This window comes from Streptomyces sp. NPDC039736, assembly GCF_055596485.1.
In genome coordinates this window covers 256,752-280,264 of the sequence record NZ_JBVIUQ010000009.1, presented here as the reverse complement: position 1 = coordinate 280,264, position 23,513 = coordinate 256,752, and the positions used below count along the sequence as shown (strand labels likewise).

Annotated in this window: 22 protein-coding genes; 15 read left to right on the top strand and 7 right to left on the bottom strand. The window is 73.5% G+C overall.

The window, feature by feature from the left end; translation table 11 throughout:
* Positions 1-88: 88 nt before the first annotated feature.
* Positions 89-784, bottom strand: coding sequence for an alpha/beta fold hydrolase (locus ACZ56L_RS27430; RefSeq protein WP_401761469.1), 696 nt, complete (start codon positions 782-784; stop codon positions 89-91).
* An 89-nt stretch (positions 785-873) separates the two neighbouring features.
* Positions 874-2,124 (bottom strand): MFS transporter, encoded by a 1,251-nt coding sequence (locus ACZ56L_RS27425; protein WP_401761471.1) that lies wholly within the window; start codon positions 2,122-2,124, stop codon positions 874-876.
* Positions 2,125-2,344: 220 nt separating this feature from the next.
* Here ACZ56L_RS27425 and ACZ56L_RS27420 point away from each other — a divergent pair, with 220 nt between their 5' ends.
* Entirely contained in the window at positions 2,345-3,367 is a 1,023-nt protein-coding gene (locus ACZ56L_RS27420) for a LacI family DNA-binding transcriptional regulator (RefSeq protein WP_471066971.1), read from the top strand.
* A 143-nt stretch (positions 3,368-3,510) separates the two neighbouring features.
* Positions 3,511-4,701 (top strand): thiolase family protein, encoded by a 1,191-nt coding sequence (locus tag ACZ56L_RS27415; protein WP_471066969.1) that lies wholly within the window; start codon positions 3,511-3,513, stop codon positions 4,699-4,701.
* 90 nt (positions 4,702-4,791) lie between these two features.
* Here the strand turns inward: ACZ56L_RS27415 and trxA are convergent, their stop codons facing one another.
* Positions 4,792-5,187 carry a thioredoxin gene (gene trxA / locus ACZ56L_RS27410; RefSeq protein ID WP_345225886.1) on the bottom strand — a complete coding sequence of 132 codons (396 nt, stop codon included), beginning with the start codon at positions 5,185-5,187 and terminating at the stop codon, positions 4,792-4,794.
* A gap of 125 nt (positions 5,188-5,312) precedes the next feature.
* On the opposite strand from trxA, the gene ACZ56L_RS27405 reads away from it, so the two are divergent.
* The 5 genes from ACZ56L_RS27405 (at position 5,313) to ACZ56L_RS27385 (ending at position 12,364) form a co-directional block, all read left to right on the top strand.
* Positions 5,313-6,764, top strand: a complete 1,452-nt coding sequence (locus ACZ56L_RS27405; protein ID WP_345225888.1) for a dihydrolipoyl dehydrogenase family protein — start codon at positions 5,313-5,315, stop codon at positions 6,762-6,764.
* A gap of 210 nt (positions 6,765-6,974) precedes the next feature.
* On the top strand, positions 6,975-8,003 hold the full coding sequence (gene tdh, locus ACZ56L_RS27400; RefSeq protein ID WP_345225890.1) for an L-threonine 3-dehydrogenase: 1,029 nt from the start codon (positions 6,975-6,977) through the stop codon (positions 8,001-8,003).
* A 181-nt stretch (positions 8,004-8,184) separates the two neighbouring features.
* Positions 8,185-9,378, top strand: coding sequence for a glycine C-acetyltransferase (locus ACZ56L_RS27395; protein WP_401761477.1), 1,194 nt, complete (start codon positions 8,185-8,187; stop codon positions 9,376-9,378).
* Entirely contained in the window at positions 9,375-10,289 is a 915-nt protein-coding gene (locus ACZ56L_RS27390) for a LysR family transcriptional regulator (protein ID WP_471066966.1), read from the top strand. Before ACZ56L_RS27395 ends, ACZ56L_RS27390 begins: the two co-directional genes overlap by 4 nt.
* Positions 10,290-10,471: 182 nt before the next feature.
* Positions 10,472-12,364 carry an ABC transporter ATP-binding protein gene (locus ACZ56L_RS27385; RefSeq protein WP_471066965.1) on the top strand — a complete coding sequence of 631 codons (1,893 nt, stop codon included), beginning with the start codon at positions 10,472-10,474 and terminating at the stop codon, positions 12,362-12,364.
* Positions 12,365-12,429: 65 nt separating this feature from the next.
* Here ACZ56L_RS27385 and ACZ56L_RS27380 read toward each other — a convergent pair whose 3' ends face one another.
* Positions 12,430-12,879, bottom strand: a complete 450-nt coding sequence (locus tag ACZ56L_RS27380) for a nucleoside deaminase (protein ID WP_401761479.1) — start codon at positions 12,877-12,879, stop codon at positions 12,430-12,432.
* A gap of 271 nt (positions 12,880-13,150) precedes the next feature.
* Here ACZ56L_RS27380 and ACZ56L_RS27375 point away from each other — a divergent pair, with 271 nt between their 5' ends.
* The gene (locus tag ACZ56L_RS27375; protein ID WP_345225903.1) at positions 13,151-14,308 is read left to right on the top strand and encodes a methyltransferase; all 1,158 of its coding nucleotides are present in this window, start codon (positions 13,151-13,153) and stop codon (positions 14,306-14,308) included.
* 68 nt (positions 14,309-14,376) lie between these two features.
* Here ACZ56L_RS27375 and ACZ56L_RS27370 read toward each other — a convergent pair whose 3' ends face one another.
* Positions 14,377-14,751 (bottom strand): tetratricopeptide repeat protein, encoded by a 375-nt coding sequence (locus ACZ56L_RS27370; RefSeq protein WP_345225906.1) that lies wholly within the window; start codon positions 14,749-14,751, stop codon positions 14,377-14,379.
* A gap of 181 nt (positions 14,752-14,932) precedes the next feature.
* On the opposite strand from ACZ56L_RS27370, the gene ACZ56L_RS27365 reads away from it, so the two are divergent.
* Genes ACZ56L_RS27365 through ACZ56L_RS27355 form a run of 3 tightly spaced genes read left to right on the top strand, consistent with a single transcriptional unit; the run spans position 14,933 to position 17,219 of the window.
* Positions 14,933-15,604 carry an ABC transporter permease gene (locus tag ACZ56L_RS27365; protein ID WP_345225908.1) on the top strand — a complete coding sequence of 224 codons (672 nt, stop codon included), beginning with the start codon at positions 14,933-14,935 and terminating at the stop codon, positions 15,602-15,604.
* Positions 15,601-16,275 carry an ABC transporter permease gene (locus ACZ56L_RS27360; protein WP_345225913.1) on the top strand — a complete coding sequence of 225 codons (675 nt, stop codon included), beginning with the start codon at positions 15,601-15,603 and terminating at the stop codon, positions 16,273-16,275. The genes ACZ56L_RS27365 and ACZ56L_RS27360 overlap by 4 nt, the downstream gene beginning before the upstream one ends.
* The gene (locus ACZ56L_RS27355) at positions 16,272-17,219 is read left to right on the top strand and encodes an ABC transporter substrate-binding protein (RefSeq protein ID WP_471066961.1); all 948 of its coding nucleotides are present in this window, start codon (positions 16,272-16,274) and stop codon (positions 17,217-17,219) included. The genes ACZ56L_RS27360 and ACZ56L_RS27355 overlap by 4 nt, the downstream gene beginning before the upstream one ends.
* On the opposite strand, the gene ACZ56L_RS27350 is transcribed toward ACZ56L_RS27355, so the two are convergent.
* Both ACZ56L_RS27350 and ACZ56L_RS27345 read right to left on the bottom strand, forming a co-directional pair.
* Positions 17,192-18,133, bottom strand: a complete 942-nt coding sequence (locus tag ACZ56L_RS27350) for an ion transporter (protein WP_471066959.1) — start codon at positions 18,131-18,133, stop codon at positions 17,192-17,194. The genes ACZ56L_RS27355 and ACZ56L_RS27350 overlap by 28 nt on opposite strands.
* A 175-nt stretch (positions 18,134-18,308) precedes the next feature.
* Entirely contained in the window at positions 18,309-19,475 is a 1,167-nt protein-coding gene (locus ACZ56L_RS27345) for an ABC transporter ATP-binding protein (RefSeq protein ID WP_471066957.1), read from the bottom strand.
* Between the two features lie 178 nt (positions 19,476-19,653).
* Between ACZ56L_RS27345 and ACZ56L_RS27340 the strand changes: the two genes are divergently transcribed.
* The 4 genes from ACZ56L_RS27340 (at position 19,654) to ACZ56L_RS27325 (ending at position 23,351) form a co-directional block, all read left to right on the top strand.
* On the top strand, positions 19,654-20,952 hold the full coding sequence (locus ACZ56L_RS27340) for an alpha/beta fold hydrolase (protein ID WP_401761489.1): 1,299 nt from the start codon (positions 19,654-19,656) through the stop codon (positions 20,950-20,952).
* An 89-nt stretch (positions 20,953-21,041) separates the two neighbouring features.
* On the top strand, positions 21,042-21,788 hold the full coding sequence (locus tag ACZ56L_RS27335) for a PIG-L deacetylase family protein (RefSeq protein ID WP_345225924.1): 747 nt from the start codon (positions 21,042-21,044) through the stop codon (positions 21,786-21,788).
* A 211-nt stretch (positions 21,789-21,999) separates the two neighbouring features.
* Positions 22,000-22,881, top strand: coding sequence for an SDR family oxidoreductase (locus ACZ56L_RS27330; protein ID WP_471066955.1), 882 nt, complete (start codon positions 22,000-22,002; stop codon positions 22,879-22,881).
* 35 nt (positions 22,882-22,916) lie between these two features.
* Positions 22,917-23,351, top strand: coding sequence for an SRPBCC family protein (locus ACZ56L_RS27325; protein ID WP_345225928.1), 435 nt, complete (start codon positions 22,917-22,919; stop codon positions 23,349-23,351).
* Positions 23,352-23,513 lie beyond the last annotated feature (162 nt).

The following is a 23,513-nucleotide window of genomic DNA, read 5'->3' as shown; positions in this document are numbered from 1 at the left end:
GCACGGCGCGGCGGCCGGCCCCCGTCGCGGGGAACCGGCCGCCGCGAGCGGACCGGAGCATGGTCCGGTCCACCGGTGCGACGACGGACTAGATCCAGCCATCCAGCGAGGCCATGAAGCCGTCGAAGTCGTCACGCTGAATGGTGTGACCCGCGCCCGGCACGACGCGCACCTCGAAGCCGCGCTCGCGCAGCAGCGCGGCCCGCGCCGCGTCGATGATCATGCTCGGGTCGGCGAGCTGCACCAGCGACGGCACGACCGGCTTCACGGGCAGCAGGTCGCGGCCCCCGAGGCCGGCCAGGCCGTGCGCGCTGGCCTCGTCCCAGAGCGCGAGGGTCGCCACCTCCACGTCCACGTCCTCGTCGGCCCAGCGCGGGTTCAGCTCCGCGACGACCTCCCGGGGCGTCGTCTTGAACTGGGCGAAGACCTCCGGGCCCAGGCCCCCGGGAAGCTCCAGGTGCCACGCCGGGTCGGAGTACACCGCGCGCCGCGGCCGCAGCCGGTCCACGGCGAGGGAGAGCGTCAGGCCGCCCAGCGAGTGGCCGATGGCCAGCTCCGCGCCCGCGGGGAGCGTCTCGACCAGGTCGTCGGCGAAGTCCTCGGGGGCGTAGGAGTCCGCGCGCCCGCTCAGGCCGTGACCGCGCAGGTCCACCGCTATGACGCGGTAACCCCGGTCGGCGAGCGCGGGGCCCACGGTGCGCCAGGCGCGGTGGTCGGCCATGATGCCGTGGACCAGGAGGGCGACGCGGTCGCCCTCGCCCCAGGTGTGGGTGTTCAGCTGCACGTGCGTGCCTTTCGGGGGTGCGGGGCCCGGTGGGGCCTTCGTACGTCCGGGGGGCGGGCCGGTGCGGACCCGGCCCGCCCCCCGGGGGTTCAGCGGACGCCGCGGATCGGGTGGACCGCGAGTGCTCCGAGCAGGGAGAGTACGGCGGCGACCAGGAAGAGCGCCGTGTACCCCCCGGAGAGCTGGACCACCAGGCCGGCGACGAACGGCGCGGCGATCTGCGGACCGGCGTTGGCGACGTTGAGGATGCCCATGTCACGGGCGGCGTCCTCGGACCTCGGCAGCACCATCGTCACCAGGGCGGTGTCCACGGCCATGTAGCAGCCGAAGCCCAGGCCGTTGATCACGCCGAAGACCAGCATCGCGGTCCAACTGGCGGACAGCGCCGGGAAGACCATGGCGACGGCGGCCAGCAGCGCGGAGACGGCGACGAAGAGCTTGCGGCGGTCGTACTTGTCGGACAGCCAGCCGCCCAGGACGGTGGAGACCACGGAGGCGGCCGAGTTGACCATCGTGAGGATCGCGGCGGCGGCCGGGGCGGTCATGCCCGCTGGCAGCTTCGTGTGGTCCTGGAGGATGTACATCTGGAAGCCGAGGACGCCGAAGTAGCCCAGGATCAGCAGCGCCCGGCCGATGAAGGCCCAGCGGAAGTCGTGGTGGGCGAGCGCGCCGGCGAAGGTCTTCACCTGCTCCTTGAACGGCGCCGCGGGCTTGCCCGGACGGCGCTCCTCCTTGGCGCAGCTCGTGAAGACCACGGCGGACACGGCGACCAGGGCGCCGAAGACCAGGTAACCGGTGCGGTAGCTGTCCGAGAAGGCCGCGCCGAGCAGCGCGCCGACGGTGGAGCCGATCGGGATGCCGAGGCCGACGGCCGCCGACGCCCGGCCGCGCGAGGCCACCGGGACGCGGTCGGGGACCACCGAGGTGAGCGCCGCCTGGTAGAAGTTCATCGCCGCCTGGCCCAGACACCAGACGATCGTCACCAGCAGCACGGTGTTGACGCTGCCGAGCAGCGCCATCACCGCGAGGGCCCCGACGCCGCCGCCCAGGATCCACGGGTTGCGGCGCCCGGAGCGGTCGGACAGCGCGCCCGCCACCGGGTTGAAGACCGTCGCGAAGACGGCCGAGACACCGGACACGACGGTCATGTTGCCGACCTTGTTCGCCGGGTCGATGCCGGCCACCTGGAGGGCCAGCACGAAGCCCGGAACACCGATGTAGAGGGCGTACATGGCCGTGTTGCCGAGGAGCAGCAGCGGCAGCAGCCCACGAGTGGGACGGGGCGCCTGAACGGAGTCGGAAGCGGCTGCAACGCCGGAGCCGGGGGAGGAAAGGGCCACGCTGCCCTCCAGTGTCGAGAGAACGGTGAATGGGACGGGAGGCGGGCTCCTGGGACGACGGACACGTCCGCCGGGAGGGGAACCCGTGCGGGGCGCCGGACAGGGAGCTCGGAACGCCGTGATGACACGTGTCAGTGACGCGTGTAAACGCTTTGTAGCACCGAAATCCGGCCAACCGCCAGACCCTGTGCCGCACCAGTCTGGAAAGATGCCGAACGCGATGAGCCAGACACCGAAGAAGCCAGCCGAACAACCCGTCCCCACCAGCACCGACGTCGCACGCCTGGCGGGCGTTTCGCGCGCCACCGTCTCCTACGTGCTGAACAACACCTCGGCCGTGCGGATCAGCGAGCCGACCCGCCGCCGGGTCCGCGAGGCCGCCGAGGAACTCGGCTACGTCCCGCACGCCGCCGCCCGCAGCCTGCGCGCCGGCCACACCCGCATCGTCCTGCTGCCGACCGCGCACATCCCCGTCGGCCCGCTGTACGGACAGTTCTTCAACGAGCTGCACTGGGCGCTGCGCAACCTCGACTACACCGTCGTGCAGTACGGCAGCCTCGGTCTCAGCGGCGACGAGGCCGCCCGCGCCTGGGCGGAACTGCGCCCGGTCGCGGTGGTCTCGCTCGGGGAGATCACCCTGACCGCGCGCGGCGTCTCCCTCCTCAAGAGGTCGGGCGCCAAGGCCGTCATCACCATGGGACCGCAGCGCGTCGAGGGCGCGCACTCCCTGGTGATGGACCAGCGCGAGGTCGGCATCGCCGCCGCCCGGCACCTGATGGAGCGCGGCCGCCGCCGGATCGGCGCGGTCCTCCCGGAGGAGCCGGGCCTCGAGCTCTTCTCCAAACCCCGCCTGGCGGGACTGCGCAAGGCCGTCAGCGGCACCGGCGCCCGCGTGGAGCCGCTCGGCATGCGGTACGACGAGGAGTCCGCGGCGGCGCTCGCGGCCCGCTGGCGCGACCTCGACCTGGACGCGGTGTTCGCCTACAACGACGAGTACGCGCAGCTCCTGATGCGCGCGCTCCAGGACGCGGGCGTCGACGTGCCCGGCGAGACCGCCGTGATGGGCGCCGACGACCTCCTGATGGGCAAGCTGCTGCGGCCCAGCCTCAGCACCGTGCACATGGAGCTGCCGCCGGGCCGGTTCCTCGCCGACCTGGTCGACCGGCTGGTGGCCCACCCCGCGGACCGGGCCGAGAACCACGACCTGATGGGCGCGCACGCGGTCCCCCGGGAGTCGAGCTGACCCCCGTCGGTGACGCGTCCCGTCGTTGACAGCCGACGGGACGCGCCACAGACTCGGGCACGGGTGATCAAGGACGATCACAGGCGGTCGCGCACCGGTGCCGTTCTCCGGTCCGAACGCCCTCGACCCGGAGGAGAGTTCCGATGCCCACGAGCATCCGCGACGTGTACGTCGTCGACGCCGTCCGCACACCGATCGGCAAGTTCGGGGGCGCGCTCTCGGGCGTACGCCCCGACGACCTCGCGGCCCATGTCGTACGCGCCCTGGTCGCCCGCACCCCCGATCTCGACCCGGCCCGCGTCGACGACGTGTACTTCGGCGACGCCAACGGCGTGGGCGAGGACAACCGCGACGTGGCCCGCATGGCGGTGCTGCTCGCCGGATTGCCGGTCACCGTCCCCGGCGTCACCGTCAACCGGCTCTGCGGCTCCGGCCTGGAGGCCGTGATCCAGGCGGCCCGCGCCATCGCCGTCGGCGACGCGGACGTGGCCATCGCGGGCGGCGTCGAGTCCATGTCCCGCGCCCCCTGGGTCCTGCAGAAACCCGAACGGGCCTTCCCGGCCGCCCACCAGCAACTGCACTCCACCACGCTGGGCTGGCGGATGACCAACCCGCAGATGCCCGTCGAGTGGACCGTCCCGCTGGGCGAGGGCGCCGAACTCGTCGCCGACAAGCACCGGATCGGCCGCGAGGAGCAGGACGCCTTCGCGCTCGCCAGCCACCGCAAGGCGGCCGCCGCGTGGGCCCGGGGGCACTACGACGGCGAAGTCGTCCCGTACGACGGCGTGGACCTGGTCCGCGACGAGTGCGTGCGCGAGTCCTCCACCCCGGAGGCCCTGGCGAAGCTGAAGCCCGTGTTCCGCCCCGGCGGCACCGTCACCGCGGGGAACTCCTCACCCCTCAACGACGGCGCGGCCGCCCTGCTCCTGGTCGGCGAGGAGGGCCTGCGCGCCACCGGCCGCGAGCCGCTGGCCCGCATCCGGGCCTCCGCCGTCACCGGCATCGAGCCGCACCTCTTCGGGCTGGGCCCGGTCGAGGCGGTCGGCAGGGCGCTGGCCAAGGCGGACCGCACCTTCGACGACCTCACCGTCTTCGAGCTCAACGAGGCCTTCGCCGCCCAGGCGCTGGGCTGCCTCGCCGAGTGGCCGGGCCTGGACCCGGCCGTCGTCAACCCGCGCGGCGGCGCTCTCGCCGTCGGGCATCCGCTGGGGGCCTCCGGGGCGCGGCTCGCGGGCGCGGTGGCCCACCAGCTCGCGGCGGCCGGATCGGGCACGGGCCTGGCCGCGCTGTGCATCGGGGTCGGGCAGGGGTTGGCGCTGGTGCTGGAGCGCTGAGGGGCCCGTACGCGGCAGTGGGCGCCACCCGTGCCGGGTGGCGCCCACTGTGCCGCGTACGGGGAGGCCGCGTACGGGGAGACGGACGAGTCAGCCCGCTTCCTTGGTTTCTCCGGAGGCGGCCTGCGCCTGCGCCTGCTCGATCGACTTGCGGACCTCGTCCATGTCCAGGTTGCGGGCCTGGCCGATGACGTCCTCCAGCGCCGCCTCGGGGAGCGCGCCCGGCTGGGCGAACACCGCGACGTTGTCCCGGACGATCATCAGGGTCGGGATCGACTGGATCTCGAAGGCCGCCGCCAGCTCCTGCTGCGCCTCGGTGTCGACCTTGGCGAAGACGAGGTCCTCGTGACGGTCGGAAGCGCTCTCGAACACCGGGGCGAACTGACGGCACGGACCGCACCACGAGGCCCAGAAGTCGATCAGAACGAAGTCGTTGTCGGTGACGACCGAGTCGAAGTTTTCCTTCGTGAGTTCGACAGTGGCCATGGTGTGCTCCTCTTCCGTCATTCAGCGCGTCGCCGTCCCCGCTCAACGACGGACGGCGAGGCGCTATTCCGCAGGACCGCCTTCCCCTGTGGTCGCTGCCCACACCACCCATCAGACTGAGCTTCATGACGACTGACGCGGGAAACGAAGAAGACCGCACGACGCGGGCGTACGACGTGGTGGTGCTGGGCGCGGGACCGGTGGGCGAGAACGTGGCCGACCGGGCCCGCGCGGGCGGCCTGAGCGTGGCCGTCGTGGAGGCCGAGCTGATCGGCGGCGAGTGCTCGTACTGGGCGTGCATGCCCAGCAAGGCGCTGCTGCGCCCGGTGACCGCCCGGGCCGACGCCCGTCGCGTGCCGGGGCTGAGGCAGGCGGTGCGGGGCCCCCTCGACGCCCCGGCCGTGCTCGCCCACCGCGACGACTACACCTCGCACTGGAAGGACGACGGGCAGGTCGGCTGGCTGGAGTCGATCGGCGCGGACATCCACCGGGGCCACGGCAGGCTCGCCGGGGAGAAGCGCGTCGTGGTCGAAGGCCCCGACGGCGCCCTGACCACGCTCACCGCCCGCCACGCCGTCGCCGTGTGCACCGGCACCCGGGCCGTCGTGCCCGACCTGCCCGGCGTCGCCGACGCCCGGCCGTGGACCAGCAGGGAGGCCACCAGCGCACAGTCCGTGCCGGGGCGGCTGGTGGTCGTCGGCGGGGGAGTGGTCGGCGTCGAGATGGCCACCGCCTGGCAGGCCCTGGGCTCCGAGGTCACCGTCCTCGTCCGGGGCGAGGAGGGCCTGCTGCCCAGGATGGAACCCTTCGCGGGCGAGCTCGTCCGGGAGGCCCTCGAAGCGGCCGGGGCCACGGTCCGTACCGGGGCGTCGGTGTCGGCCGTCCACCGCGACGCCGCGGGCGTCACCGTCACCCTCGACGGCGGCGACACGCTCCGGGCCGACGAGATCCTCTTCGCGGTGGGCCGCGCGCCGCGCACCGACGACATCGGACTGGACACCGTCGGCCTGGAGCCCGGCTCCTGGCTCGACGTCGACGACAGCTGCCGGGTCACCGGCTCGGACTGGCTGTACGCCGTCGGCGACGCCAACCACCGGGCGCTCCTCACCCACCAGGGCAAGTACCAGGCCCGCGTCGCCGGAGACGCCATCGCCGCCCGGGCGCGGGGCCGCGCCGTGGACGACGCCGCGTGGGGCGCGCACTCCGCGACCGCCGACCACGCCGCCGTGCCGCAGGTGGTCTTCACCGACCCCGAGGCCGGATCGGTGGGCGCGACCCTCGCGGAGGCCGAGCGGGCCGGGCGGCGGGTGCGCGCCGTCGACTACGACATGGGCGCGGTCGCCGGGGCCGGCCTCTACGCCGACGGGTACACGGGCCGCGCCCGGATGGTCGTGGACCTCGACACCGAGACCCTGGTCGGCGTCACCTTCGTCGGCCCGGGCGTCAGCGAGCTCGTGCACTCCGCGACGGTGGCCGTGGTCGGCGAGGTGCCGATCGACCGGCTGTGGCACGCGGTCCCCTCGTACCCGACGATCAGCGAGGTGTGGCTGCGGCTGCTGGAGACGTACCGGGGGTGAAGCGCGTACCGGGAGCGGGCGCGAGCGGCGGGCGCGCGTGCGAATGAAGCTCCCCTTGGGGGCCACTTAAGAAAACCTCGATGGACGCGGCCGCCGCAGGTCGGCAGATTGGAGCCCGCAGGCGATCACCATGGGCGTTCCGTGGCGTCCTGCCATGGACCGGCGCCGTCCGCGCGCCACCGTCACGCACTACCTCCAGGAGCCACAGCCATGCGAGCACTCGTCAAGCACAAGGCCGAGCCCGGGCTGTGGCTCATGGACGTCCCCGAGCCCGAGACCGGGCCCGGTGACGTGCTCATCAAGGTGCTGCGCACCGGCATCTGCGGCACCGACCTGCACATCCGCAACTGGGACGGCTGGGCGCAGCAGGCCGTCACCACGCCGCGCGTGCTCGGCCACGAGTTCGTCGGCGAGGTCGCGCACGTCGGCGCGGACGTCGCCGACATCGAGCCCGGCGACATCGTCAGCGGCGAGGGCCACCTGGTCTGCGGCAAGTGCCGCAACTGTCTGGCCGGCCGCCGCCACCTGTGCCGCGCCACCGTCGGTCTCGGCGTCGGCGTGGACGGCGCCTTCGCCGAGTACGTCGCGCTGCCCGCCTCGAACGTGTGGGTGCACCGCACGAAGGTGGACCTCGACGTCGCGGCGATCTTCGACCCGTTCGGCAACGCCGTGCACACCGCGCTGTCCTTCCCGCTGGTCGGCGAGGACGTCCTGATCACCGGCGCCGGTCCGATCGGCATCATGGCCGCCGCCGTGGCCAAGCACGCGGGCGCCCGCAGCGTCGTCATCACCGACGTCAGCGAGCCGCGCCTGGAACTGGCCCGCAAGGCCGGCGCGACCCTCGCCGTCAACGTCGCCGAGTCGTCCATCGCCGCGGCGCAGCACACGCTGGGCCTCAAGGAGGGCTTCGACATCGGCCTGGAGATGTCCGGCCGCCCCGAGGCCATGCGCGACATGGTCGCCAACATGACGCACGGCGGCCGCATCGCCATGCTGGGCCTGCCCGCCGAGGAGTTCGCCGTCGACTGGGCGAAGATCGTCACGTCGATGATCACGGTCAAGGGGATCTACGGGCGCGAGATGTACGAGACCTGGTACGCGATGACGGTGCTGATCGAGGGCGGCCTCGACCTGACCCCCGTCATCACCGGCTCGTACGGCTACCAGGACTTCGAGGCGGCCTTCGACGAGGCGGCGACCGCCCGCAGCGGCAAGATCATCCTGAACTGGGAGGCGTGAGCCCCGCCGCTCGAAGCCCGGTTCGCTTTAGGGCGCCCGGGCCCCCGGCCCACCCGCCGGGCGCCCGGGCACCCTCTCCCCGGCTCACCCGCCGGGCACCCGGCCGGCCTCCGCAGGGCTTCGGCCCGCGCCCGTCCGACACCGTGAATCCTTCCGTACCGCGTCCCCCAGGGAGCTCCTCATGTACGCGTCCGTCCGCGACGAACTCCGCGCCACCCTCGACGAGATCCGCGAAGCGGGCCTCTTCAAGCCCGAGCGCGTCATCTCCAGCCCGCAGAGCGCCACCGTCGGCGTCACCGCCGACGGCGGGCGGGCGGACGTCCTGAACTTCTGCGCCAACAACTACCTCGGCCTGGCCGACCACCCCGAGGTCGTCGCCGCCGCCAAGGACGCCCTGGACCGCTGGGGCTACGGCATGGCGTCCGTGCGCTTCATCTGCGGCACCCAGGAGATCCACAAGGAGCTGGAGGCCCGCCTCTCGTCCTTCCTGGGCCAGGAGGACACGATCCTCTACTCCTCCTGCTTCGACGCCAACGGCGGCGTCTTCGAGACCCTCCTCGGCCCCGAGGACGCGGTGATCTCCGACGCCCTCAACCACGCCAGCATCATCGACGGCATCCGCCTCTCCAAGGCCCGCCGCCACCGCTACGCCAACCGCGACCTCGCCGACCTGGAGAAGCAGCTCCAGGACACCCAGGACGCCCGCCGCCGCCTCGTCGTCACCGACGGCGTCTTCTCCATGGACGGCTACGTCGCCCCGCTGAAGGAGATCTGCGACCTCGCCGACCAGTACGACGCCCTGGTCATGGTCGACGACTCGCACGCGGTGGGCTTCGTCGGCGAAGGCGGGCGCGGCACCCCCGAGCTGCACGGCGTGATGGACCGCGTGGACATCGTCACCGGCACCCTCGGCAAGGCACTGGGCGGCGCGTCCGGCGGTTACGTCGCCGCCCGCGCCGAGATCGTCGCCCTGCTGCGCCAGCGCTCGCGCCCCTACCTCTTCTCCAACTCCCTGGCCCCGGTCATCGCCGCCGCCTCCCTCAAGGTCATCGACCTGCTGGAGTCCGCCGGCGAGCTGCGCGAGAAGCTGGCCGCGAACACCCGGCTGTTCCGCACCAAGATGACCGAGGCCGGATTCGACGTCCTCCCCGGCGACCACGCCATCGCCCCCGTCATGATCGGCGACGCCGCCGAGGCGGGCCGCATGGCCGAGCTGCTGCTGGAGCGGGGCGTGTACGTGATCGGGTTCTCGTACCCGGTCGTGCCCATGGACAAGGCGCGCATCCGCGTGCAGCTGTCCGCCGCGCACTCCACCGAGGACGTCGAGAGGGCGATTGCGGCGTTCGTCGACGCACGGGCGACACTGGCTGGGTGATCGACCCCAGACGGCTTCGCATTCTGCGGGCCGTGGCGGACCACCGTACGGTGACCGCCGCGGCCTCCGCGCTGTACCTGACCCCCTCCGCCGTGTCCCAGCAGCTCAACGCGCTGGAGCAGGAGACCGGGCACTCCCTGCTGATCCGCGGCGGCAAGGGCGTGGAGCTCACGGCGGCGGGGGAGATCCTGCTCGCCCACACCCACGCCGTCCTCGCCCAGCTGGAGCGCGCCGAGGCCGAGCTGGCCGACTACGCGGGAGGCGTCGCGGGCGAGGTCGCCGTCGCCTCCTTCGCCACCGGCATCGCCGAGGTCGTCGCCCCCGCCGTCGGCCGGCTGCGCGCCCTGCGCCCCGGCATCACCATGCGGGTCTGGGACGCCGAGGGCGACGAGAGCCTCCCGCTGGTGCTGGGCGGCAAGGCGGACGTGGCGGTCGCCGTGGACTACCGGGGCGCGCCCCGCGAGGACGACCGCAGGCTGGCGCGCGTACCGCTGTACGCCGAGCCCTTCGACGCGGTGCTGCCCGCCGCGCACCCCCTGTGCGCGCGCCCGGAGGTGGCGCTCGCCGGGCTCGCCGACAGCGACTGGATCGGGCCCTACCCCGGCAACCCCTGTCACGACATGGTGCTGCTGGCCTGTGAACGCGCCGGGTTCCAGCCGCGCCTGAAGCACTCGTCCGACGACTTCCGCGCCGTCGTCGCGCTCGCCGGCGCCGGCGCCGGGGTCGCCCTGGTGCCGCGCTCCGCCCTGCTGGGGATGGAGCTGAAGGAGGCTGTCGTACGTCCCGTGGCGGGGCCGGCGGCGACCCGCCGGGTGTTCGCTGCCGTGCGCCGGGGGGCCGACGAGCACCCCCTGATCCGGCCGGTGCTGGACGCCCTGGTGGCCTCGGCGGCGGGGCTCGCTCCCGGGTGACGTGCGGCTTCGCGGTGGTGCGGCAGGGTCAATTCCCGTGATGGGCACACTCGTTCGGGTGGGGTTCGGGGAATCGGTTGACCGCAAGTCCGGTTGAGGTTTTAGCGTTCGGAGTGTTCCCCCAGCCGCACAGGCCGACGGGACTCGAAGATCGTCGGACTCACGCATGCCGGAGGCACCCCGTGGACATGGAAGTCACCGCCTGGACGTCGATGCACAGCGTCATGACCGCGGAGCAGGACAGACGTCCCTTCTCCCGGGCCGCGCTGCGCCGCATCGCCGCGTTCGCCGCACCGCACCGCAAGAAGATCGTCCAGTTCCTGGCGCTCAGCGTCGTCACCGCTCTGCTGGCGGTCGCCACCCCGGTGCTCGCCGGACAGGTCGTGGACGCGATCGTCAAGGGCGACGAGACGGGGACCGTCACCCGGCTCGCCCTGCTCATCGCCGTGATCGCCGTCGCCGAGGCCGGGCTCGGGCTCGCGACGCGCTGGCTCTCGGCCACCCTGGGGGAGGGGCTGATCCTCGATCTGCGCACGGCGGTCTTCGACCACGTGCAGCGGATGCCCGTCGCCTTCTTCACCCGGACCCGCACGGGCGCTCTGGTGAGCCGGCTGAACAACGACGTCATCGGCGCGCAGCGGGCCTTCTCCAACACCCTCTCGGGCGTCGTCTCCAACCTGGTGACCCTGCTGCTCACCCTCGCGGTCATGCTCAGCATCTCCTGGCAGGTCACCCTGCTCGCGCTGGTGCTGCTGCCGGTGTTCGTGGTGCCCGCGCGGCGGATGGGCTCCCGGATGGCCAGGCTCCAGCGGGAGGCCGCCGCCCACAACGCCACCATGGGCACGCAGATGACGGAACGCTTCTCCGCTCCCGGCGCGACCCTCATCAAGCTCTTCGGGCGGCCCGCCGACGAGTCCGCCGAGTTCGCCGCCCGGGCCCGCCGGGTGCGGGACATCGGGGTGCGCACCGCGATGGTGCAGTCCACCTTCATCACCGCCCTGACCCTCGTCTCGGCCCTCGCCCTGGCCCTGGTCTACGGGCTCGGCGGGTTCTACGCGCTGCGCGGCAGCCTGGACCCGGGTGCGGTGGTCGCCCTGGCCCTGCTGCTGACCCGGCTGTACGCCCCGCTGACCGCGCTGGCCGGCGCCCGCGTCGAGGTGATGAGCGCGCTGGTCAGCTTCGAGCGGGTCTTCGAGATCCTCGACCTGAAGCCCCTGATCGCCGAGAAGCCGGACGCGCGGAAGGTCCCCGAGGGGCCGGTGTCAGTGGAGTTCGACCACGTCACCTTCGGCTACCCGTCCGCCGACAAGGTCTCCCTCGCCTCCCTCGAAGACGTCGCCGTCCTCGACAACCGGGGCGGCACCGACGTGCTGCACGAGGTCTCCTTCCGCGCCGAACCCGGCCAGATGATCGCCCTCGTCGGCTCCTCCGGAGCGGGCAAGTCCACCATCGCGCAACTGCTGCCCCGGCTGTACGACGCGGACGAGGGCACCGTGCGCATCGGCGGCGTCGACGTCCGCGACCTCAGCGCCGACTCGCTGCGGGGCACGCTCGGCATGGTCACCCAGGACGGCCACCTCTTCCACGAGTCCGTCCGCGCCAACCTGCTCCTGGCCCGCCCCGAGGCCACCGAGGAGGACATCTGGGACGCCCTGCGCCGCTCGCGCCTCGACGGGCTGGTGGCCTCCCTGCCGGACGGCCTGGACACCGTGGTGGGGGAGCGCGGCTACCGGCTCTCCGGCGGCGAGCGCCAGCGCCTCACCATCGCCCGCCTGCTCCTGGCCCAGCAGCGCGTCGTCATCCTCGACGAGGCCACCGCGCACCTCGACTCCACGTCCGAGGCGGCCGTGCAGGAAGCCCTCGCCGAGGCCCTGGACGGACGCACCGCGGTGGTCATCGCGCACCGGCTCTCCACCGTGCGGGCCGCCGATCTGATCCTCGTCGTCGAGGACGGCCGGATCGTCGAACGCGGCACCCACACCGAACTGCTCGCCGCCGGCGGCCGCTACGAACAGCTCCACCGCACCCAGTTCGAACGCCCGAAGGCCGAGCAGGAGGCGCACCCCGTCCGCTGAACGGCAGGGCGGGAGAGCGCGCAGGGGCGGGACCGGCACCGTGCCGGTCCCGCCCCCCGGCGGCGCTACTCGCCGATGTCCTCGTTCCACAGCTCCGGCTTCGCCGCGATGAACTCCCGCATCATCCGCACGCACCCCGGGTCGTTCAGCTCGATGATCTCCACGCCGTGCTCGGCCAGCCAGTCGTGCCCGCCGTGGAAGGTCTCCGACTCGCCGACGACCACCCGCGAGATGCCGAACTGACGCACCAGCCCCGAGCAGTACCAGCACGGCGACAGGGTCGTCACCATCGTGGTGCCCCGGTACGAGCGCTGCCGCCCGGCGTCGCGGAAGGCGGAGGTCTCCGCGTGCATCGAGGGGTCGCCGTCCTGGACGCGCAGGTTGTGACCGCGCCCCAGCAGCGTGCCGTCCGCGCCGTACAGCGCCGCGCCGATCGGGATGCCGCCCTCGGCGAGACCGGCCTCGGCCTCCGCGACGGCGGTCGCCAGCCACTGACGGGCCTGGTGGTGATCCATGGGTTCTTCTCCTGGCGTTCGGTACGAGTGCGGACGGTACGAGTGCGGACAGGACGAGTGTCGGACGTCACGGCGGCGCGGCGCCGCGTACGGCACCGCTCCGAGCACGGGGCCCGGCGGGCACGGGCCGGGCCGCCGCACCGCGGTCCGGAAGGCGGCACTCCCCGCCGCGAGGACGCCCGGGTACGCGCTGACCTGCCGCGCAGGGCGGGACCGCCGGACAGGGGGAGGCGACCCGGGGTCCGGCGCAGCGGGTTAGCCTGAACCCACGATGAACCGTTTGACGACGCCCTGGGGCGTGTCCGCACTTGCCCGCTTCCCCGAGGACCCCCGCGACACGCTGCGCGCGTGGGACGCCGCCGACGAATACCTCCTGAGGCACCTGGCGGGTTCCGACGACGTACCGCCGACGGACCTCTCCGGCGACGTCGTGGTCCTGGGCGACCGCTGGGGCGCCCTCGTCACCGCCCTGGCCGCGCACCGGCCCGTGCAGATCACCGACTCCTACCTCGGCCACCGGGCCACCCGTGCCAACCTCGCCCGCAACGGCGTCGACCCCGGCACGCTGGGCCTGCTGTCGACCCGCGACACCCCGCCCGCGCGCGTCGACGTCCTGCTCGTGCGGGTGCCCAAGAGCCTGGCGCTCCTGGAGGACCAGCTGCACCGGCTGGCCCCCGGCGTCCACGAGGGCACCGTCGTCATCGGCACCGGCATGGTCAAGGAGATCCACACCTCCACACTGCGCCTCTTCGAGCGGATCATCGGCCCGACCCGCACCTCCCTCGCGGAGAAGAAGGCCCGCCTGATCTTCTGCACCCCCGGCGCCGCGCCCGAGCGCACCACGGACCCCTGGCCGCTGACGTACACCCTGGACGGCGACGCGGGAGCGGGCTCCGGGATCACCGTCACCAACCACGCGGGCATCTTCTGCGCGGAGCGCCTCGACATCGGCACCCGGTTCTTCCTCCAGCACCTGCCCGGGGGCGCCGGCCCGGCCCGCGTCCTCGACCTCGGCTGCGGCAACGGCGTCGTCGGCACCGCCGCCGCGCTGGCCCGCCCCGGCGCCGAGGTCCTGTTCGTGGACGAGTCGTACCAGGCGGTGGCCTCGGCCGAGGCGACGTACCGGGCGAACGTGCCGGCGGGCGGCAGGGCCGAGTTCACCGTCGGCGACGGAACGGCCGGCCTCCCCGCCGCGTCGGTCGACCTGGTCCTCAACAACCCGCCGTTCCACTCCCACCAGGCGACCACCGACGCCACGGCCCGGCGCATGTTCGCCGGGGCGCGCGAGGTGCTGCGCCCCGGCGGGGAACTGTGGGTGGTCGGCAACCGGCACCTCGGCTACCACCTGCGGCTGCGCCGCCTCTTCGGCAACTGCGACGTGGTCGCGAGCGACCCGAAGTTCGTGGTGCTGCGCTCGGTCAAGAAGTGATGTCCCGCAAGGAGTGATGCGGAGCGGTGCTGCGCGCCGTCACGGAACGACCGCGCGCAGCACCTCACTCAGGCCCTCTCCAGCGCGTCGAAGTCGCCGGACAGGGCGGCCGCCGTCCGCAGGTACGGCGCGGCCTCCTCGTGGCGGCCCTGGCGCTCCAGGGTGCGCCCCAGCATGAGCTGCGCGTACTGCTCCACCGGGCAGCCGTCCAGCACCGCGCGCAGCTCCGCCTCGGCCCTGGCGAGCTGGGCGGAGTGGTAGTACGCCCGGGCCAGCAGCAGCCGCGGCGAGGTCAGCTCCGGCGCCTCGTCGACCAGCGGCCGCAGCACGCGCGCCGCCTTGTCGTACTCCTTGGCGTCGAAGAAGAGCTGCGCGCGGTCCCAGCGCTCGGCCTCGGTGCCCCGCTGGTAGTACGCGTCGTTGAGGTTCACCTGCACGTTCACGTGCGCCCTTCTTCCGTCGGGCGACTCCGGCCTGGTGCGGCCGGATCGCCTGGGGTGCAGCCGGACGGCTGTTCACCCCCTCCAACACACCCAGGTGGTTGAACATTCCACCATGCTGCGGCGGCACCCGTACGGTCCACGCGGACGGGCGGCCGCCGGGCCCCCGGGCTGCAATGGACCCATGACGGCGCCCCCGGACGACTGCCTCGCCCGCAACGACTGGATCTGCGGCGCCTACCTCTCCAGCCGCCGCCACATCCTCGCCGACGCGGTGCTCCAGCACCTCCAGCTGACCGCCGTGTCCGTGCTGCTCGGCCTCCTGGTCGCGCTTCCCCTGGCGATCGCCGCCCGCCGCTGGCGATGGGCGTCCGCACCGGTCCTCGGGGTGACGACGGTGCTCTACACCATCCCCTCGCTGGCGATGTTCTCGCTGCTGCTGCCCGTGTACGGGCTCTCCGCTTCCCTGGTGGTCGCCGGGCTCGTCCTGTACTCGCTGACCCTCCTCGTCCGGAACCTGCTCGCCGGTCTGCGCTCCGTGCCCGAGGAGACCCGGCAGGCCGCGCGCGGCATGGGCTACGGGCCGGTCCGTCTCCTGCTCGCCGTCGAGCTGCCCCTGGCGCTCCCCGCCGCCATGGCGGGCCTGCGCATCGCCACCGTCTCCGCGGTCTCCCTCGTCACCGTCGGCGCGATCGTCGGCCACGGCGGACTCGGCAACCTCATCTACTCCGGGATGAACACCTACTTCAAGGCACAGGTCCTCACCGCCTCCGTGCTCTGCGTGCTCATCGCCGTCGCCGCCGACCTGCTCCTGCTGGGCGCACAGCGCCTGCTCACCCCCTGGACGCGCGCATGAACACCCTCACCGCCGCCTGGACCTGGCTCACCAGCGCCGCGCACTGGAACGGCGACGGAGGCATCTGGAGCCGGCTCGGCGAGCACCTCTTCCTCACCGTCGTGTGCCTGCTGCTCAGCTGCCTGATCGCCCTGCCGGTCGCCCTGGTGCTGGGCCACCTCGGCAGGGGCGGGACGCTCGCCGTCAACATCTCCAACGTCGGCCGGGCCGTCCCCACCTTCGCCGTGCTGGTCCTCCTGCTGCTCACCCCGCTGGGCGCCGCGGGGGAGTGGCCGACGATCATCGCCCTGGTGCTGTTCGCGGTGCCGCCGCTGCTCACCAACGCCTACGTCGGGATGCGGGGCGTCGACCGCGACACCGTGCGGGCCGCGCGGGGGATGGGCATGACGGGCCGCCAGCTGATGTTCCACGTGGAACTTCCGCTCGCCCTGCCCCTGATCCTCACGGGTGTGCGGATCGCCGCCGTGCAGCTCGTGGCGACGGCCACCCTCGCCGCGCTCGCCGGCGGCGGCGGACTGGGGCGCATCATCACCGCCGGCTTCAACCTCGCCAGCACACCGCAAGTGCTGGCCGGGGCGGTGCTGGTGGCGGTCTTCGCCCTGCTGGTCGAAGGGCTCTTCGAAGGGGCGCAGCGCCTGGCGCCCCCCTGGGCGCGGGGGAGGGCCGGATGACGGGGCGACGACGGCACGGGGCCGCTCTGCTGCTCCTCGTGACCACGGCCACCGCCTGCGCGACCGGGCCCTCGCTGGAGAACCGGGGCGAGATCACCGCGGCCCCCGGCGACAGCCGGGACATCGTCGTCGGCTCGGCCGGGTTCACCGAGAGCGACCTGCTGGCCCAGATGTACGCCCTGCTCCTGGAGCGGGCCGGATACCGCACCTCCCTCCTGTCCGTCACCAACCGGGAGCTGTACGAGCCCGCCCTGGAGAGCGGCCAGATCGACGTCGTCCCGGAGTACGCGGCCACCTTCGCCGACTGGCTCAACGCCAAGGAGAACGGCGCCGACGCCGCCCCCGTCGGCTCGCCCGACCCGGCGGCCACCCTGCGGGCCCTGCGCGCGCTCGCGGAGCCGCGCGGACTGACCGTGCTCGACCCGGGCCGGGCCGTCGACCAGAACGCCTTCGCGGTCTCCGCGTCGTACGCGAGGGAACACCGCCTCACGACGCTCTCCGACCTCGGCAGGTCGGGGCTCCCGGTGCGGCTGGCGGCGGGCGACGAGTGCGTGCAGCGCCCGTACTGCGAGCCCGGGCTGCGCAAGACGTACGGCATCGACATCACCGCCGTGGACCCCAAGGGCGTCGGCACCACCCCCGCCAAGCAGGCCGTGCAGAGCGGGCAGGACCAGATGGTGCTGACCACGACCACCGACGCCACCCTGGACGCGTTCGGCCTGGTCCTGCTGGAGGACGACAAGCACCTCCAGAACGCGGATCACATCGTGCCCGTGGTGAACAGGGCCCAAGCGGGCTCCGCGGGCGTCACCAAGGCGCTCGGCAAGCTCAACACCGTACTGACCACCGCCGACCTGGCCTCCCTCAACCGGCAGGTCGACAGTTGGCGGCGGCTGCCGCAGGACGTGGCGCGGGCCTACCTGGAGTCCAAGCGGCTGATCTGAAGCAGCCGTTCGGCGTCGTCCAGGGCCAGCCGGGCGGCCAGGATCCGGTCGCGCACCCCGAAGGAGTCCAGCGGGTCCGGTTCCTGGCCGGGATCGCCGGTGTGCCGCCGGTGGGCGGGGCCGGGAATCGCGGGCGGCAGGTCGGACTTCGTGCCGAGGTCCACCTCGCGGGCCTGCTCGAGGGAGTTGATCACCACCCCGATCAGCAGGTTCACCAGCAGGAAGGAGCTGAGGAGCACGTACGAGCCGTAATAGACCAGCGACCAGGGGGAGATGAGCAGCCCGGCGTGCACGGCGTCGCCCAGGCCGTCCAGCGACATCAGGATGAACAGCGTGACGACCGCCCGGCCGAGCGAGCCGTAGTGCTCGGGGTCGGAGGCGGCGAAGAACAGCCAGCCCACCATCGCGTACACGTACAGCAGCAGCGTGCCCACCAGCACGAAACTCAGGGTGCCCGGCAGGCACTTGCCCAGGGCCGTGACGATCACCCGCAGCTGCGGCAGGAAACGCGCCGTGCGCAGCACCCGGAAGAGCCGCAGCAGCCGCAGCAGCGTGGTGTTGTCGCTGGTGACGGGCAGGAACGCGAACAGCACCACGGCGGCGTCGAAGACGTTCCACGGATTGCGGAGGAAGTCGCCGGGACGGTCGGCGTGCGCGGCGAGCCGCAGCACCACCTCCACCGTGAACACCGTGAGGAAACAATTCTCCAGCAGGGTCAGCGCGGCGTGGTGGCGCTGCGCGAGACCCGCGTACGTCTCCACGCCCAGCAGTACGGCGTTGGCGAGGATGACGGCCATCACGACGACCGAGAACCAGGGTGCTTCGACGAGCCGGCCGGCCCTGCGCGCCAGTGCCCGCCGCGGGCCCGGGCGCGGGGCGGGGGAGACGCGGGTACCGCGGTGCTTGTGGTTCATGAGGTCGCATTCCGCCCGGCATGGTGTGGTGGAGGACAGGGCCGTCCGCACCCCTATCCGTGAACACCGCCCCTCACACCGGACCCGGAGGTTGTCACCGCACCGACGGACGGCGCGCACACCTGCGCGAACGAGCCCCCGGCGCGCCGTTGTGCCCCTGGGCCCCGGCGTGCGGTTACGCGTCCGCGACCGAGTCGAACGCCACCTCGTGCGGTGCGACGCCCAGCGCGTCCGCCTCCACCGAGCGACGCAGCGCCTCGTGCAGCTTCCCCGGAGTCAGCACGCCCACCAGGCGCGCCCCGTCCAGGACCGCCACCCAGCCCGCGTCCCACTGGAGCATCTCGCTGAACGCGTGCTTCAGCGGGGCCCCCATCGGCACCCACGCGTTCATCCGCCGGGCCAGGTTCCCCACCACCAGGTCGTCGGAGCCCACCCGGGCCAGGTCGTCGGTCGACACCCAGCCGTGCAGCTCGCCGCGCTCGTTGAGCACCACCGCCCAGCGCGCGCCCTCCGCGCGCAGCCGGGCGGCGGCCGGCCCCACCGGCTCGTCGAGCCGGGCGCGCGGCGGCTCCTCCAGGTCCTCCTGCTGGACGGAGGTCACCGACAGCCGCTTGAGGCCGCGGTCGGCGCCCACGAACTGCGCCACATAGGGGGTGGCCGGTGCGCCGAGCACCGACGCCGGAGTGTCGAACTGTTCGATGTGCCCCTGCCCGTACACCGCGATCCGGTCGCCCATCCGGACCGCCTCCTCGATGTCGTGCGTCACCAGCAGCACGGTCTTGCGCACGGTCGCCTGGAGGCCGAGGAACTCGTCCTGGAGCCGCTCGCGCACCACCGGGTCGACCGCGCCGAAGGGCTCGTCCATGAGCAGCACGGGCGGGTCCGCGGCCAGCGCCCGGGCGACGCCCACGCGCTGGCGCTGGCCGCCGGAGAGCTGCTCGGGATAACGGGGGCCGTACACGGACGGATCGAGGCCGACGAGGTCGAGCAGCTCCGCGGCCCGGGCACGCGCCCGGTCCTTCTTCCAGCCGGTCAGGAACGGCACGGTGGCGGTGTTGTCGAGGACCGTGCGGTGCGGGAAGAGGCCGACCTGCTGGATGACGTAGCCGATCCGGCGGCGCAGCTCCACCGGGTCGACGCCCGCGATGTCCTCGCCGTTCACCAGGACGCGGCCCGCGGTCGGTTCGATGAGCCGGTTGACCATCATCATGGTGGTGGTCTTGCCGCAGCCGGACGGACCGACCAGGGTGACCAGTTCGCCCTCGGCCACCTCGAAGTCCAGTCCGTCGACGGCGCTGGTGCCGTCCGGGTACACCTTGCTGACCTGCTCGAACCGGATCATGTACGCACGCTAGGCGCGCGCGGGCCGCCCCGCACACGGGCCGGGACCGACCGGGTGGGCGCTCCGGGGCCCCGGGCGCCCCGGGCGACCCGGGGTGCTTCGGGGCGGGTCCGGACGCTCCGCGGCGGTGTGCTGAACTGACCGCAGACCACCGCCACAGGACTGAGCAGGAGCAAGAGTGACCCGTTATCGCCAGCCCGGAACCGTCCAGACCGACCACCGCTTCACCGTTCCCCTCGACCACGCCGACCCCTCCGGCGAGCAGATCGAGCTGTACGCGCGCGAAGTCGTGGCCGCCGGACGCGAGGACAGCGACCTGCCCTGGCTGGTCTACCTGGAGGGCGGCCCCGGATTCGGCGCCCGCCGCTTCGTCGGGCAGCAGGCCTGGCTGGGCCGCGCGCTGCGCGAGTTCCGGGTGCTCCTGCTCGACCAGCGCGGCACCGGCCTCTCCAGCCCGGTCAACCGGCAGACCCTGCCACTGCGCGGCGGCCCCCGCGAGCAGGCGGACCACCTGGCGCACTTCCGGGCCGACTCGATCGTCCGGGACTGCGAGACCGTCCGGCCCCGGCTGACCGGCGGCGCCCCCTGGACGGTCCTCGGCCAGAGCTTCGGCGGCTTCTGCGCCACCCACTACCTCTCCGCGGCCCCCGAGGGCCTGGCCACCGTCCTGATCACCGGCGGCCTCCCCTCGCTCCACGCGCACGCCGACGACGTGTACCGGGCGGCCTATCCGCGCATCGAGCGCAAGGTCGCCGCCCACTACGCGCGCTATCCGCAGGACGTCCAACGGGCCCGCGACATCGCCGCCCACCTGGCCGCCCACCCGACCGTCACCCCGAGCGGCTACACGCTGACCCCCGAGGCGTTCCAGTCGCTGGGCCTCGGCCTGGGCGTCGGCGACGGAAGCCACCAACTGCACCACCTGCTGGAGGGCGCCTTCGTGCCGACCCCCGGAGGGCCCGCCCTCTCGGACGCCTTCCTGGAGAACGTGCAGGCCGCCCTCTCCTTCGCCGGGCATCCCCTGTACGCCCTGCTGCACGAGTCGATCTACGGGCAGGGCCAGGAGCCCACCGCCTGGGCCGCCGAACGGGTGCGCGCGGAGTTCCCCCGCTTCGACGCCGCCGCGGCGCTCGCCGGGGACGGGCCGCTGCCGCTGACCGGCGAGACCATCCACCCCTGGCACTTCGAGGCGGACCCGGCGCTGCGCCCCCTGCGCGAGACCGCCGAACTCCTCGCCGCCCGCACCGACTGGGCGCCGCTGTACGACCCGGCGCGGCTCGCCGCCAACGAGGTGCCGGTCGCCGCCGCCGTCTACCACGACGACATGTACGTGGACACCGCGCACTCCCTGGAGACCGCCCGCGCGATCCGGGGCCTGCGCACCTGGGTGACCGACGAGTTCGAGCACGACGGGGTACGGGCGGGGGGACCGCGGGTGCTGGACCGGCTGCTGGCGCTGGCGCGCGACGAGACCTGAGCCGGACGCCCGCCCCGGGTGCGTCAGGGACCCGAACTGGTTCCCGCGCGCCCGGGGTTGATGCCGGTGCCCCGACTTATCCTGCGCGTATGACTACAGCAATGCCGTTCGATCAGCTCCAGCCCATGCCGGAGGACTGGCAGCGGGCCCTCGCCGTCGTGGCGCACCCCGACGACCTGGAGTACGGGTGCGCGGCGGCCGTCGCCGGATGGACCGACGCCGGACGCGAGGTCACCTACGTCCTCGCCAGCCGCGGCGAGGCCGGCATCGACACCCTGGAACCCGCCAAGTGCGGCCCGCTGCGCGAGCAGGAGCAGCGGGCGAGCGCCGCCGTCGTCGGCGTCGCCGAGGTCGAGTTCCTCGACCACCGTGACGGGGTGATCGAGTACGGGCCCGCGCTGCGCCGCGACATCGCCGCCGCCATCCGCAGGCACCGGCCCGAACTGGTCATCACCCTCAACCACCGGGACACCTGGGGCACCAGCGTCTGGAACACCCCCGACCACCTCGCCGTCGGCCGCGCGACGCTGGACGCCGCCGGGGACGCCGGCAACCGGTGGATCTTCCCCGAGCTCGCCGAGCAGGGCCTCGCGCCCTGGGACGGGGTGCGCTGGGTCGCCGTCTCCGGCACCACGTCGCCCACGCACGCCGTGGACGCCCGGCCGGGCCTGGAGCGCTCGGTGCTCTCGCTGCTCGAACACCGGGCGTACATCGAGGCGTTGACCGACGAGGACCCCGAGCAGTACTGCCGCGGCTTCCTCACCGCGAACGTGGAGGCCAACGCCCAGCGCTTCGGCGGAATCCCGGCGGTGGCCTTCGAGGTCTTCCACCGCTGAGCCGGCACCCTCCCGGGGCCCTGCCGCGCACCGTTCGGCGGAGGGGGCGCGGCGGGGCCCGTCGCGAGGAGAGCTCGCCCCGCCCCCTCCCGCCGTCAACGGTGTCGGTGCGTCCTCCCGCGGCCGACGGCACCGGTGGCGGGCGCGCACCGGGCGACGCCCCGGCCCCGGGTCGAGACCGGTATGGCACCTCACGGCACCTTGGCACGTTGTGTCATGCGGGCATAAGGTGGCGCTCTCGGCGATCCTCGCCGCCGAGCCCGCACGGGCCCCGTACGGCGGCCCCTGCCCGGCCCGCGAGACCAGGGAGTCCTCCATGGCCCGTACCTACCTCGTCACCGGCGCCGCCTCCGGCATCGGCCGGGCCGCCGCCGCCCGGCTGCGCGACCGGGGGCACACCGTGATCGGCGCCGACCTCGAAGGCGCGGACATCACGGCCGACCTCGCCACCGCCGAAGGCCGTACCGCCCTGGTGGCACGTGCCACGGAGCTGTCCGGCGGCCGACTGGACGCGGTCGTGGCCTGCGCGGGCACCGCCGCCTTCGACCCGCTGACCATCAGGGTCAACCACTTCGGCGCCGTCGCCACCCTGGAGGGCGTGCGTCCGTTGCTCGCCGCGTCCGCCGCCCCGCGCGCCGTCGTCGTCTCCTCGGTCGCCTCTATCCACCCCGCCGACGAGGCCCTCGTGGCGGCCGCGCTCTCCGGCGACGAGGACGCCGCGGTCACCGCCGCGCAGGCCGCGGTGGACCGCGGCGAGGGCCGCGTGATCTATGGCTCCTCCAAGCAGTCCGTCGCCCGCTGGGTGCGCCGCACCGCCGCCACCGAGGACTGGGCCGCCGCCGGCATCGCCCTCAACGCCGTCGCGCCCGGCACCGTCGTCACGCCGATGACCCGGCCGATGATCGACGACCCGCAGACGCGCGCCGTCGTCGACGGCGCCGTCCCCATGCCGCTGAACGGCCACGCCGCCCCCGAGCAGGTCGCACCCCTCCTGGAGTGGCTGACCTCCGCGGAGAACACCCACGTCACCGGCCAGGTCGTCTTCGTCGACGGCGGCGCCGACGCCGTCCTGCGCGGCGACCGCACCTGGTGACGAGCGACACCCCACAGGAAGAGGGAGCACCGCGCATGACCACGCACACACTGCGTCGCACGGCCGTCGTGCCCGCCACGCCCGCCGAGGTCTGGGAGCTCATCGGCGGCTTCGGCGGCCTCGGCGCCTGGCACCCCCACGTCCCGCCGTCCACCGTCGAGGAGGACGCCGACCCCGAGACGCCCGGAGCGGTACGGGTGTTCACGATCGACGGCAGGGTCGTCGCCCGCGAACGCCTGCTCGGCAAGGAGGCGGCCGCGTACACCTACACGGTGATCGACCCGATGCTGCCGGTCACCGACTACGTCGCCACCCTCGCGGTGCGTCCGCACGCGGACGGCGCCGAGATCGACTGGAGCGCCGAGTACGCCGGGGCCGACGAGGTCGTCCCGCAGGTCGAGGCGGTCTTCGGCGACGGCACGTACGGCACGGGCCTGGCCGCCCTCCGGGAGAGGTTCGCCGCAGGCTGACCCCTGTCGGCCGTTCCGTGCCCGCGCGGCGGCCCCGGTGCCGGACCGGGGCCGCCGCGCGTCGTCGTATCCCGGGCGAGCGCGCGGCGGAGGAAACGGGGGGACTGCGCCTCTTCGTACGGGCGAACCCTTCCCGCTGTCCAAGCGACCGCTTAGTATGCG

Bases quoted from the DNA above. Each gene is read 5' to 3' on its own strand.
- ACZ56L_RS27415 (WP_471066969.1), top strand. From the start codon at position 3,511: ATGCCCACGAGCATCCGCGACGTGTACGTCGTCGACGCCGTCCGCACA.
- ACZ56L_RS27380 (WP_401761479.1), bottom strand. From the start codon at position 12,879: ATGGATCACCACCAGGCCCGTCAGTGGCTGGCGACCGCCGTCGCGGAG.
- ACZ56L_RS27405 (WP_345225888.1), top strand. From the start codon at position 5,313: ATGACGACTGACGCGGGAAACGAAGAAGACCGCACGACGCGGGCGTAC.
- ACZ56L_RS27335 (WP_345225924.1), top strand. From the start codon at position 21,042: ATGACTACAGCAATGCCGTTCGATCAGCTCCAGCCCATGCCGGAGGAC.
- tdh (WP_345225890.1), top strand. From the start codon at position 6,975: ATGCGAGCACTCGTCAAGCACAAGGCCGAGCCCGGGCTGTGGCTCATG.
- ACZ56L_RS27375 (WP_345225903.1), top strand. From the start codon at position 13,151: ATGAACCGTTTGACGACGCCCTGGGGCGTGTCCGCACTTGCCCGCTTC.
- ACZ56L_RS27355 (WP_471066961.1), top strand. From the start codon at position 16,272: ATGACGGGGCGACGACGGCACGGGGCCGCTCTGCTGCTCCTCGTGACC.
- trxA (WP_345225886.1), bottom strand. From the start codon at position 5,187: ATGGCCACTGTCGAACTCACGAAGGAAAACTTCGACTCGGTCGTCACC.
- ACZ56L_RS27360 (WP_345225913.1), top strand. From the start codon at position 15,601: ATGAACACCCTCACCGCCGCCTGGACCTGGCTCACCAGCGCCGCGCAC.
- ACZ56L_RS27365 (WP_345225908.1), top strand. From the start codon at position 14,933: ATGACGGCGCCCCCGGACGACTGCCTCGCCCGCAACGACTGGATCTGC.
- ACZ56L_RS27395 (WP_401761477.1), top strand. From the start codon at position 8,185: ATGTACGCGTCCGTCCGCGACGAACTCCGCGCCACCCTCGACGAGATC.
- ACZ56L_RS27345 (WP_471066957.1), bottom strand. From the start codon at position 19,475: ATGATCCGGTTCGAGCAGGTCAGCAAGGTGTACCCGGACGGCACCAGC.
- ACZ56L_RS27325 (WP_345225928.1), top strand. From the start codon at position 22,917: ATGACCACGCACACACTGCGTCGCACGGCCGTCGTGCCCGCCACGCCC.
- ACZ56L_RS27420 (WP_471066971.1), top strand. From the start codon at position 2,345: ATGAGCCAGACACCGAAGAAGCCAGCCGAACAACCCGTCCCCACCAGC.
- ACZ56L_RS27350 (WP_471066959.1), bottom strand. From the start codon at position 18,133: ATGAACCACAAGCACCGCGGTACCCGCGTCTCCCCCGCCCCGCGCCCG.